The organism is uncultured Cocleimonas sp. (genome assembly GCF_947495625.1).
In the GTDB taxonomy this organism is placed as follows: domain Bacteria; phylum Pseudomonadota; class Gammaproteobacteria; order Thiotrichales; family Thiotrichaceae; genus Cocleimonas.
Window position 1 is genome coordinate 24,978 of record NZ_CANLZW010000026.1, and the last position, 12,438, is coordinate 37,415.

General features: G+C 37.2%; 11 protein-coding genes. 9 read left to right on the plus strand and 2 right to left on the minus strand.

Annotated features, from left to right (window positions below):
* The first annotated feature begins 121 nt into the window (after positions 1–121).
* From Q1A31_RS14500 to Q1A31_RS14520, 5 genes are all read left to right on the plus strand, one after another.
* A complete protein-coding gene (locus tag Q1A31_RS14500; RefSeq protein ID WP_299878126.1) occupies positions 122–805 on the plus strand; it encodes a dimethylsulfonioproprionate lyase family protein in 684 nt (227 codons plus the stop codon).
* A gap of 113 nt (positions 806–918) precedes the next feature.
* Positions 919–1,689, plus strand: coding sequence for an ABC transporter substrate-binding protein (locus Q1A31_RS14505; protein ID WP_299878129.1), 771 nt, complete (start codon positions 919–921; stop codon positions 1,687–1,689).
* 256 nt (positions 1,690–1,945) lie between these two features.
* On the plus strand, positions 1,946–2,248 hold the full coding sequence (locus tag Q1A31_RS14510; RefSeq protein ID WP_299878132.1) for a DUF3817 domain-containing protein: 303 nt from the start codon (positions 1,946–1,948) through the stop codon (positions 2,246–2,248).
* A 182-nt stretch (positions 2,249–2,430) separates the two neighbouring features.
* Entirely contained in the window at positions 2,431–2,652 is a 222-nt protein-coding gene (locus Q1A31_RS14515) for a PA3496 family putative envelope integrity protein (protein ID WP_299878135.1), read from the plus strand.
* 201 nt (positions 2,653–2,853) lie between these two features.
* Complete coding sequence (locus tag Q1A31_RS14520) at positions 2,854–3,204, plus strand: hypothetical protein (RefSeq protein ID WP_299878137.1); 351 nt, start codon at positions 2,854–2,856, stop codon at positions 3,202–3,204.
* Positions 3,205–3,478: 274 nt separating this feature from the next.
* On the opposite strand, the gene Q1A31_RS14525 is transcribed toward Q1A31_RS14520, so the two are convergent.
* Together Q1A31_RS14525 and Q1A31_RS14530 are read right to left on the minus strand one after the other, a co-directional pair.
* On the minus strand, positions 3,479–5,650 hold the full coding sequence (locus Q1A31_RS14525) for an EAL domain-containing protein (protein ID WP_299878140.1): 2,172 nt from the start codon (positions 5,648–5,650) through the stop codon (positions 3,479–3,481).
* Positions 5,647–6,990: an FIST signal transduction protein gene (locus Q1A31_RS14530; protein ID WP_299878143.1), complete on the minus strand. Its 1,344-nt coding sequence runs from the start codon at positions 6,988–6,990 to the stop codon at positions 5,647–5,649. The genes Q1A31_RS14525 and Q1A31_RS14530 overlap by 4 nt, the downstream gene beginning before the upstream one ends.
* 146 nt (positions 6,991–7,136) lie before the next feature.
* Here Q1A31_RS14530 and Q1A31_RS14535 point away from each other — a divergent pair, with 146 nt between their 5' ends.
* The 4 genes from Q1A31_RS14535 (at position 7,137) to Q1A31_RS14550 (ending at position 12,301) form a co-directional block, all read left to right on the plus strand.
* Positions 7,137–7,610, plus strand: a complete 474-nt coding sequence (locus Q1A31_RS14535) for a hypothetical protein (protein WP_299878148.1) — start codon at positions 7,137–7,139, stop codon at positions 7,608–7,610.
* A gap of 25 nt (positions 7,611–7,635) precedes the next feature.
* Complete coding sequence (locus Q1A31_RS14540) at positions 7,636–9,876, plus strand: TRAP transporter fused permease subunit (RefSeq protein ID WP_299878151.1); 2,241 nt, start codon at positions 7,636–7,638, stop codon at positions 9,874–9,876.
* A gap of 78 nt (positions 9,877–9,954) precedes the next feature.
* A complete protein-coding gene (nfsA, locus tag Q1A31_RS14545; RefSeq protein ID WP_299878154.1) occupies positions 9,955–10,707 on the plus strand; it encodes an oxygen-insensitive NADPH nitroreductase in 753 nt (250 codons plus the stop codon).
* Positions 10,708–11,452: 745 nt separating this feature from the next.
* Positions 11,453–12,301, plus strand: a complete 849-nt coding sequence (locus Q1A31_RS14550) for a type II secretion system protein N (protein ID WP_299878157.1) — start codon at positions 11,453–11,455, stop codon at positions 12,299–12,301.
* Positions 12,302–12,438 lie beyond the last annotated feature (137 nt).

Sequence of the window (12,438 nt, forward strand, 5' to 3'; positions counted from 1 at the left end):
ATCTTGTGATTGATTAAACTAGACGATCGGTCTAATATTGTATTCGAGAGAACTTTGAATAAATATAATCTCCCATATCCAGCAACAGGTCGAGTGGATTCGAAAATAGAGCACATGAATTATGAATAATAATCACTTGAATGATTGTCCTGATTGGCGTTATCTACTTATGGAGTGTTACGAACTCTATCGTCATCTTGATTCTGGTGGCAGCGATCTTATTCGATCACATCAGCGCAAAGTACGTGAGGCCATAAGCCGCACGATGAAGGCTAATCCGGAAATTACGATTGATAACATTGCGGATAAACCAGTCACCAAACACCTAAAACGCGCATTAGATGAGGGAAAGATCCACTCTCATTTTTCAGTCATTCGCTCGTTTGAATCAATTTCTGATAGATTGAACTGGCAATACGGTTATGAAAAAATGCCGCGTGCATTAGAAAATAAATATGCCTATGCTGAAATCTGTGGGCCTCATGGTCCTGTTATTTCTGACGAGGTTATTTTAGGTGTGGTGTTATTTGCGCCTGGCTGTGTTTATCCGTCCCACGCGCACGATGGCATTACCGAGAGTTACATTTGCCTATCAGGCTCAGTCTCGGAAAATCATCAAGGTGTTTATTCTCCTGGCTCAATGATTTTTAATCCGCCTTCTCATACGCATCGCATTACTGTATCCAGACTAGAGCCGGCGTTGTTGTTATATGCATGGGTGGGAGAGCAGGATAATTTAAAAAAACAAGAGATGGTATTCAGCCGAAAAAAACAAGATAAGAAATTAAAACCATCAGATAAGTAAATATTATGGTTAATAGCAGTACATACGGTCATTTTTTGGTAACAGACGGTATTGAAGGTATAAACTGGCTATAATAACATGATAGGACAGAATTTTAATTTAAAAATAAAAATATGAAATTACTAATATTTTCTGTTATTTCGCTATTTGTGATAATGGGAGCCTTTGCGACAGAGAGAGAATTTACCATAGTAGGTAACTCATACCCCCCGTATTCCTATTTAAAAGATGGGAAATTTGAAGGCATGGATGTAGATACCATTAAAGCTGCTTTTAAAAAGTTAAATATCAAGCCAGTATTTAAAGTTAGGCCATGGGCAAGAGCAATGGCAGAAGTTAAAAGTGGCGAGTCTGATACAATATTTCCTCTTTTCAAAACGAAAGAAAGGGAAGCGTTTCTAGAATTTCCAGTTATCCCTTTGAGCTACGAAAAGAATATTTTAGTTGTTAATGGTGATAGCAATAAAACGGCTAAAAAAATTATAGATATTAAAGGCTGGAGTATTGGTGTAGCTGTAGAAAATTCTTATGGTAAAACGTTTGATGAGTATAAGGATATTGAGCGCATTGAAGCTATTAACAATGAACGTCTGGTACTTCAACTGAACGCTAAGAACAGGATGGATGCGATTATTATCAATGAATTAGTATTCGATAATCTTGTTAATGAATACATCTTAAGCGGAAAAATTAAAAGAGCGAATTTCAGAAAACTAGAATATGTAGTGAATAAAGCTCCATTGTATATAGGCTTCTCAAAAAATAGCGGCATCAATTATAAACTTGTCGCAGAGAAATTTAGTGACGCCATGCTGCAATTACATAAAGAAGGCGTAATCGAAGAAATCACTAATCGTCACATGCATCAGGTATCTCTACAATAAACGCCTGTCTCTGAATTCACCGAAAAAGTGCCTTAAAGTAGGGGGGTGACTAAAATTAATAGCTATAATTTAACCATTTCTCGAGACTGTATTAAAAATAGTCGAAATCTTTCCACCAAAAAAATACCAATTAAACCAAAACAATCATCACATACTCAAATTCCTTATTCATTTTATATTAAAGCATTGTGAAATATACTTGCGGATTAAAAAGATTTCTCATCCAACGAAACTTAATTAATCGCGTTAAATATAAATGAACAAAACTAGTACTAAAAATAAAATAGACTTTACTATCTTACGCTGGGCCGCCTTATTCGAAGGTTCTTCTTTATTGCTTCTATTATTTGTTGCAATGCCATTGAAATATTATGCGGGGATGGCTGAAGCGGTAAAAATAATAGGGCCGATTCATGGTGTTTTGTTCTTGGCTTTTGTTGTTTTACTTTTTTCACATGCAGCGAAAAGAGAATTGGGTCTTGTAAAAACACTGATTGGTTTCTTTGCTTCCTTTATTCCATTCGGTACGTTTATCTTTAAGGCAAAAGCACTGGCTTAAGAATAAAAAATTTGTTTGAAGTTCGTTACTTTCTAGTGATGTTTTAATTCGTAATTTTTGTCATTCTAATCAAAATATATTGTTTTGATTTTTTCTTCTGTGGTTGTATAAATTACTTAAGCAGGCAAAAGATTTAGCCTGTCATAACAACTGTTAAACACATTATGCCGGAGAAAATTAAAGTGGCAAAAGTTAGACAAGATGATTATTACACTAATGATGAGGGGTCTGATTCCTACAGTATGTGGGATATGGATGACGAAATCGGTTTTGAGAAATTATCTTCGAAAAAACACCAGAAAATTAAATATGACAGGAATGCACGTAGACGTGTTGAAGACTATTTTGAACAAAAAGCGCTTAAACAAAAGACTTCGGATCTATATGACGAGGTCTATCATTAATCTAGTTCACAATTAGTCCAAATTATCCGCAATGGGTAAATGAAGCATCTACTAAAAGAGAATCGACTCTTGTGGTAGATGCTTTTTTTATTCTTCAGTTATTTATAAAATCCAGATTAGAATAAAAATAAAATTATTAAGCCACTGTAAATACCTTAAGGCCTATTATCTCCTTTCAAGACACAACTTAAATTATGGGGAATGCTGATGGTTATTGAGAATGGTAACAAAGTACATGTAATTTACAGAGCGCTTTACGATAGCTCAACGCGGAGACATTTTTTAGGTGAAGTGGTTGCTGCCGATGGTGCTTTATGCCGTCTTGAGGGCTATGTTTTTGTGCTTGATCCTGAGTCAGATTTGTATAAGAAAAAGCCTGAAAAAAGAATCACAATTATAGATTTAGCCGAAAGTGGTTACATCGTTAATGTTCTTGATAAAAATGTAGTTTTGGCGGATGTCACTTATAAATATTTAGAGAATATTGGAAGGGTTGCAACAGACGGTAAAGATTTTATTCTGGATATCAATGAGTTCGGTCCTAAAAGCTGATAGTTTTTTTATGTAGATCCTTACTTAAATAACATTAAAACAAAGTTAAAAAAAGGCCTAGCTCTGCATAAATTCTATTTACGTTTTTAAACAAGAAAAACGTAATTTCATTCCGCAAAGCATAAGTTCCTTTAGTCATTTCAAACTACAAAATGAGCCGAGATTTATCGAGACAAAAGCATTGCTGTTTAATGCTTACCCAAAGGGAAGGGGCAGCCGCATAAAAGTCACTTAAAAGTAGGGGGGTGACTTTAGTTTTAAGTACTTTTTTAGATTAGTGAATCTCAAGCCTTTCAGGTTTGTTTAGATGATATCCCTGAGCAAAATCTACGCCAATTTCTGATATCTTGTTTAAGATTTCTGCATCCTCTACAAATTCCGCAACCGTTTGAATAGACATGGCTTTTGCGGCATCTGTAATCGACCTGACAACGATCTGATCAATTTCATTGTTACAAATATCGCGGATAAAAGAGCCATCTATCTTCAAGTATTTTACAGGCAGGTTTTTTAGATAACCGAACGATGATACGCCTGTTCCGAAATCATCTAATGCGAAACTCACACCATATTGTGAAGCATTATTCATAAAGCGTATGCATTTGGTTAGATTGGTAATCGCCACTGTTTCGGTTATTTCCAGACACAGACTTTTGGCTTCTTCCGGATGCGCTGAGATCATTTCGTAGAGTTGTTTTCTGGCGCCATCATCACTGAGTGTTATTCCAGAGAGATTTACATTCACATCTATATTTTTGCAGTGTTTTATATATTCTAATGAGTTTTTGAGCACCCACAAATCGATCGCTGCGATTTTTCCGTAACGTTCAGCAGCAGGAAGAAATGCATTTGGCATAATGATTTTGTTGTTATGCTCCATACGCAATAGGATTTCTATGTGGTCTTTTTCATTCTCTGATATGGCTTTAATCTGTTGTTGAAACAGAACAAACTTGTATGTGTTGTCGAAAACAGAGAGTGATTTATTGACATAATTTATGTAGTTAATTTGCCGTGTTGGATCAATTTTCGAGGCGTTTTCTGGAACTTCCTGAGCCAGAGTTACCTGATTGCGTCCGTTGTTTTTTGAAAGCATACAGGCGTCATCTGCTCTAAAAAATACAAGGTCTGCATCTTTGTCTTTGGGTTTAATTGAAGCGACGCCGAGGCTGATACCAATGGTAAATATATTTTCTTCCCACTGGAATCGTAAACGCTCTACTTTTTCTCGAATTCTTTCAGCTAATTCCATGGCGTATTTGGTTTCACAGCGTCTGGTGATAATACAAAATTCATCTCCACCCACTCTAGCTAAATGATCTGATTCGCGTATTTCTTGCTGCATCATGCCTGAAATTTGTTTTAGCAGGGCATCACCCGCTAAATGTCCACCGAGGTCATTGACGTACTTGAAACGATCTAAATCCATATAGATTAAGGCATGGTTGTTAGATTTGTTTTTTATAACAATGTGGTCAAGTATCTTTTCAAAGCCGCTTCGGTTTAAGCACTGGGTCAGGTGATCATGTGTAGCTTGCCAAGCTAGCGTTTGTTCCATCTCATACGTTTCAGTAATATCGTGGAAAGTAATGACAAAATAGAAATCACCTCCAATTTGACTTTGCCTTCTGTCTTTGATTTTTTGTACATTAATTTCACAAACGCTGGTTTTGCCACTTTCCGTTTTAAATACAATAGGTTCTTTAGGCGACCAGGTTGTACTTTTCATTGCGTAATTTTCTAATTTACGGGTGATATCTTCGCTCAGATCGATATTAAAAAGTCGAAAATATTCATAGTACTTTTTATCAAATTTCGCATTGTTTTCAACATCCATATAGACATAGGCTGAATCATTGGCAAAAAAGATTTTTTTATTGATGTTAATGGCGATTACACCGTCTTTTATTGCGCCTAAAATTGTCTCAAACTTTTGCTTATCAAGTCGTAATGCGCTTGATATTTCGTGGATTTTATTTCGTTGTTTAGTGTTTAATTCAAACTGTTTACGACTGAGGTAGGCAATACAAAAACGAAGTATAGGCGGAATTAAAGCCTGTATTAGGCTTTGATCGAAAGCCTTTAATCGTCTCTCTAATAAAATATAGCCAAAATTTTTGATGCCGAAACTATAGAAGAAACTGCCGTTGTGTTCGATCTCTTCGATATAGCCATTTTCTGTAGGTAAATGATTAACGCAATAGCGTTCAAGTTTTGGGTTTTCAGCAATAATATCTTTTGCAGATAATGGAATACAAAATGTCTTTTTGCGAATACCTACATGTTTATTACTTTTCTGAAAGAAGTGAATTCGCTTCAAATTAAGCGTCTTGATTGCTTTAAACGAAAATTCTTTTAGCAACGCTTCAGGGCTGGTATGAGTCCCGATTGACATCAACAACTCATGTTGTAGAGAGATCAGATTTTCCGGTTCGCAGAGAATCATTTATAAAACCTCGTGACTACCAGCGACATATTGTGCAAGCGCAATAAACCTGCCTCGTTGGTTACTAGCTCTCCCAGAGAAGCGGTCCCAATAATTGCTTGTGTGGGTTTTAAAGCCTTTGAAACTCGAGATAGCTCAATGTCGCTGACAGATCCCATGTGTGAGCGTCTACCAACACAGCTAAAAATAAGTGACAGATTGCTGTTTGTTTTAGTTTCAATGATTGATTTATTAAGGTTCTGATCAACATAATCAAGTAAAGATTCTGGCTCACCGGATAGAATGTATATATTGGAAAATTCTGGTATATCGCCCATAAATTCAATGGCATCGTCATGATAACGATAAGGGTCACGTACGATGACTTCTTCGCCGTAATGTTTTATTCCAATTGGATATTGAGATAATAATTCTTCTATGGGTTTATCTGAAATATCCTCGCTTACCTTGTCTTGAATAAATTTTCGATACTGTTCTTTTATCGGAAGATAATCTAATGCTATTAAGCGGTTTCCAGAGGCTTGAGTGGCGATGTGCGGTCCAGATAAAGGGGTCCAGCCATGGCAAAGTTGGTTATCCTGATTTAACGGTAAACTAATCGTTTGTAAGGCATCCTCTACAATTCCATCGTTGGTAAAAATGCAGGGTTCTTTATTATCCTTCAAGTAGCCAGCGCCACCGCCTGCGTATTTGTAATCAAATTCATTGCGGTAGTAGAGTGCATCTAATGCATCTTCTAAGCATTTAGCCTTTGCATCAACAAAGATAAGACAAGCTTCAATGTCAGGCGGATTTATGTCTGAATTTGATTCGGTATATAACTCTGATTTTTTATTGCTGATATCCAGAAAAGTTCTAACTTGAATTGGGTAGTATGTCGCAATCACTAATGCCGCATCACTGTAATAGCTGTCGTCATAGATTATTTCTGGAAAAATAGCGCCAGATACTGATATATCTAGTGTTTTTAAGTAATCACTTAATGTATTCATCTCAGGCATATAGCCCGCACTTATGACAAGTGTAACGCCTTTTGCTCCTGATTCTTTTGCATTGTTTATCAAAAAAGAAATGTGTTCAGTGGTTCTTATCTGATTATCAAAACTCACTGAAAATTTTTTGTTGTACATAAAATGAATAACTTTTTTTATTATATTGTGATTAATTGTGATTAATTGTGATTGATTGTGATTGATTGTGATTGATTGTGATTGATTGTGATTGATGGTTAGTTGTATACCGCGTGATAAATCCAAAAAACCTGAATTACTGTAGCTTGCATAATAGCTAAAATTGGGATTGCCAGTAATAACTTCAGATAGAAGGTTTGTATAAAACATTCTTTGCTATGCAATCCACTTAGCATATAGCGATAAATTTATGATTTATTTCTGATTATCTCTGTAGAAATGATAAAAACTACATAAAAGTAGGGGGGTGTACTTTTATCTATCCTATACTCTAATTTTCATCTTGAGTGTTACTAATGAAGTTACGGATTTCGACGCTATCCCGCATGTTTTCAACACTGTTTATTTTTTCAATGCTCACCGCATTTTCACTATTTGTAACAATAGACGTTGCTCATGCTAAAGAACTAAAAAATCAAATTGATACCAAAGCATTAGCCGATAAAATGGTAAACCACTTTATTAAAAAAGAGTTTACCGAGGGTATGGCACTCGCAAAACCACATTGGCCTTTACCTGAGGTTGAGCTGGATAATCTTATTAAAAAAATAGAAATGCAGTGGCCTGTTGTTGATAGGCGATTTGGACCGTCCGTGGGACAGGAGATGGTAGATAAACAAAAAATAGGAGATTCTTTTTTGCGTTATTACTATCTACATAAATTCAAAAATCACGCTATCTACTGGAAGATTACTTTTTACAAACCTGAAAAAACCTGGGTTGTGAACGGCGTTAGCTTTAAAGACAATTTAGATATTCTGTACAAATAAACAATAAAGAACCGATAAAGAAACGATGACTAATAAAACACAAAATACAGAAACAACCGAGCTGGCTTCTGATCTTGATATTCTTGCTACACAGAATCTTCGTGATGAATGGTTAATGGTAGAAGACCTTAAACGAGGAGAATCTAAAACACCGCTAGAATGGTTTATTGCAGCTTTTGCTGTGGCCTTTGGTGTGTGGCACATACTCACAAATATTTTTCTTAATGAGCCGGGACTTTGGCAAAATGCGATACATTTTGCAGGCTTTGCCTTTTTAGCTTCAACTATTTATAGCGCTTTTGGCCGTAGTAAAAACAAACCGTGGGCGATTAAGCTTGATCTCTTTTATGGCTTACTCGTTGCAGCATCTGCGCTCTGGGTGGCCGCATCAGAATCGCGAATTTATGATGATACCTTAGCGGTTACTGGTCAGTCATGGCAGTTTAGCCCTGTGGATTGGTTAGCAGGCGGAATACTGCTATTTGCTGCGCTGGATTTATCACGAAGAGTATCAGGCTGGGTGATTCCAATACTAATCCTGTTGTCGCTGTCTTATATTATGTTTTTAGGCGAACAGTTACCGGGTGTTTTTCGTTCGGCTAGTTTGCCCCTTAATGACATCATGTTCCGCTCTTTGTTTAATGACGAAGGCATGTTTGGAATTTTGGCGAGCATCTCGTCCACTAATATTACCTTGTTTATGATTTTTGGTGGTTTCCTGGTGGTCTCTGGTGCCAGTGATTTTGTTATCGAAAGTTCTAAATTAGTTGCAGGTCGTATCCGTGGTGGTGCTGCATTTGTTGCGGTTCTTTCATCTGCCTTAACAGGCACGATTAGTGGTTCCGCGATAGCTAATACAGCGTCTACCGGCGTTATTACGATTCCATTGATGAAGTCTAATGGTTTTCGTGGCAGGTTCGCAGGCGGCGTTGAAGCAGCCGCATCTACCGGTGGGCAGTTAATGCCACCGATAATGGGTGCTGGTGCCTTTGTTATGGCGAGTTACACGTCTATTCCGTATTCCACCATTGTGGCGGTTTCGGTTGTTCCTGCGATTCTATATTTCCTTTCTGTTGCATTTATCGTACGTATCGAAGCGGTTAAATACAAAGTTGGTGATGATCAGGACTTGGTTATTGATAAAGGTAAAATCATCTCTGGTGGCTTAACCTTCATCCTTCCTTTAACGGTGATGATCTGGTTGCTAATGACCGGCGTAACACCAAGTTATGCAGCGTCATGGGCGATTGCAGCATTGGTGTTGGTATCCTGGGCAACGTTAGTGATTGGCAAAATATTAAACCGCGATGATTTTAAACCTACGGTGATGGGCCCCTCGCGCATTGCGGAAGCCTTTATGTTTGGTATTCGAGCTTCGATTCTGACGGGTGTTTTGTTAGTGGCAATCGGTATTATGAATAATGCAATTGTTACCAGTGGTATCGGCAATAGCTTCTCGTTGATGATCGCTCAATGGTCTCAGGGGTCGATGGTAGTTGCCATCATACTCATAGGATTAGCATCATTGGTCTTGGGAATGGGGCTACCGGTTACTGCCGCTTATATTATTCTCGCTATTTTAAGTGCTCCTGCATTGGCAGGGATTTTAGCGGATGGGGTAATCGTTGATCAATTGGTTCAAGGGATTGCTGATCCAGGTAAGTCGGCTATGTTTATGTTAGTCGATAGTCCACATGTGGCATCAATAGCCACAGGGATGACTCGACCCGAAGCGCTAGAGTTAATGTCTGCTATTCCGTTTGAAGTGGCTATTACGCTTCGTCCAGTATTGGTCGATGCAGAACAATTAACCATGTACTTACTGATTGCGCATTTAATCGTGTTCTGGCTGAGTCAGGACAGTAATGTTACTCCACCTGTGTGTTTAGCCGCATTTACCGCTGCAGGTATTGCAAAATCACCGCCTATGGCGACCGGATTTCAAGCATGGAAAATCGCAAAAGGTTTATATATTGTGCCTTTGATGTTTGCTTATACACCTCTGATTAGTGGCAGCTGGATGGAAATTATTCAGATTGGTTTCTTTGGGCTGTTTGGTATTTATGCACTGAATTGTTTGGTACAGAATTACGCTGAAGGACCCTTGAAAATCTGGCATTACCCTCTATTAATCTTAGGCATTATTGGTGCTTTCCTACCTTTAAATATTATGGCAAATATAGTGGGTGCGGCGTTGATTACCCTTGTCGTAGTGTTGACACATAAAGGTTTATTGAAAGAAAGCCTCGCAGAAAGCGCGGCATAAATTAACGAGACAATCGTTTTTATGCGCGTTTTTATACGCATTGTATAGATTAAACAAACACCAAGTTGATACAGGATTATGTTAGATCAAACAAATAATAAAGTGATAGAGACGATGCTGAGTCATCGTTCGATTCGGAAATTTCAAGATAAATCCATAGATACCGAAACACTGCAAACAATCATTGAATGTGGGCAGGCAGCGGCATCATCCAGTTTTATTCAGGCTTACTCAGTGATTCGTGTTACCAATAGTGATACGCGACGTCAAATTGCAGAAGCCGCAGGTGGGCAAACCTGGGTAGAAGATGCCCCTGAGTTTTTAGTGTTTTGTGCAGATTTAAAACGTATCGAAGTAGCCTGCATCGAACAGGGTGCAGGTAAGCTAGAGGGAAACACCGAGCACTTTTTGGCAGCCAGTGTCGATGTGGCTTTAATGGCTCAGAATGTCCTGCTGGCCGCTGAATCGATGGGTATGGGCGGAGTGTTTATCGGCGGGATTCGCAATAATCCGCTATTGGTGTCTGATTTACTCGAATTACCCGATCAGGTTTATCCGGTATTTGGCATGTGTTTAGGTTGGCCTTCGATAGACCCTGATGTTAAACCTCGCTTTCCAGTAACAACTATTTTGCATCAAGACCATTACGCAGCTGAAAAAGTGGAATCTCAAATTGAGTCTTATGACGCACAGATGGAAGCTTATTACCAATCTCGCTCAGGTAAAACACGTGTTTCTAATTGGTCAGAGCAAACAGCGAAAGCCGTTCAGGATAAAAAGCGCGAGCATATGCGACCTTTTTTAAACAATCGCGGATTACTGATTAAATAATTTCACATCCTTTGTCATGCTCCTTTTATCTAAAGGAGTATGATATTTATTTCTAAATATCAAATAAAAACAATCTCTTGGTGACTCTCGAATTAAGTCCATCAACAAGGCCGAGATTGATTTAAGTCAACTATTTTAATAGTGTGCAAATAAAATACTTTACTAACAAGATAATTGCGAGTAAATTTAAACCTACGTTAAGTAAGTTAATAATAATTAAAAGCACAAAACGCTTAAGAGAGGGAAAACAACACGTATTCTGATTAATTCATATTTATATAACTGAAGAATAAAGCGAAAGAATAGTTATTCTTAGATTGTCAGTAATAATTATCAGAAATCCGAAAAAATTAACTTACAACAAGTCATTTTGAAAAGCGTTTTTTATAACGTTTTCGATCAAGAATTGAGTCTTAAGGAAGAGAACTTAAGTATTTGGGCTCAATGTGAGGGTATAAGAGAATAATCGTTAGTGGTTTTATTTCATTGTCTACTATCGATTAGTTGGTTATTAATCTCATTATGGTTTGGTGAGACGATCAATTAAATCTTAAATCCATTATATAAAGCGGACTCCGGTCCGCTTTTTTTTATCTCATATTTATCTATAAATTAGAAAGTTCATCTAAGCCATTGAGTTATAGGGCTTAAATACATTGTTATTAAATAGACTATAATTAGCTAAGCTGCTGAGCAATAATTCTCAGGTTTTAGTAGATTATCAGCGTTTGGTATAAGGAGCTTAGTGACTTATAGTAAATCTTCCACAATATTTTTCACCAGTAGAACGACTATTATTGTCATTCTAAGTATTCTTTTGGCATTTATTGCGATGAATACCGAGCGTATAGATCATCCCCAAAGTAGCATATCAACCAGGAAAAACACCGAATCAGCAAACGAACAAAGTTTCTTCTCTCAGCTTTTTCATGCAATACAGAAATTAAATAAGCAGGTCGATACTAACAAGCTTTCTATTATTCTTGCAGACTTGAAACCTTCTATTCCTTTTTCAGATTTAAATTTCAGGCTACATGGCGTTGTTTACAAAGGCGATAATAGCAGTTATGCATTGATCTCTCAGCATGGTGGGGTACAGGAGGTTTATCAAATAAAATCAATGATCTACCAAAGAGCTATTGTCGAGGAAATCACTAGGAATCAGGTTGTGGTCAACTATTATGGCGAAAAGCATGTGTTAGAAATGGGGGGCTATGGAAGTCAAACTAAGGTGCAATATTTGAATGAGATTTTTAATGATGTGAAGGGCGCTGATGAAGATATTTTTCAGCAACGAGTTATGCTGGAACAGGATAAACGTAGAAACCCAATTCGCTTATTAATGATCAGGCGGCCTTATGCCGTTTATGAACAGGGACAGTTTCTTGGGTATAAAATTATGCCAGGTGGAAATGCAGATCAATTTATTCGACTAGGCTTTCAAAGCGGTGATATTTTAACCAGTCTCAATGGTCAAACTTTTGAAGGACCGGGCATGCAACAATTTATCATCAATGAATTAACTCATTCCCGTAACATTGATTTGGTGGTCGTTCGTGATCAGGACACCTTAAGTATTATCTATGGGTTTTAAAGAGTAACTTTTTTATCGGGTGGATTAATTTTAAAAATTGCTCGACCAATTAAGAATCTTGTATAATCAATTAATTGTGCACAACCTAAATAAATGATATTTATCAATATATATTAAATGTTAGATGCGATAAAGTT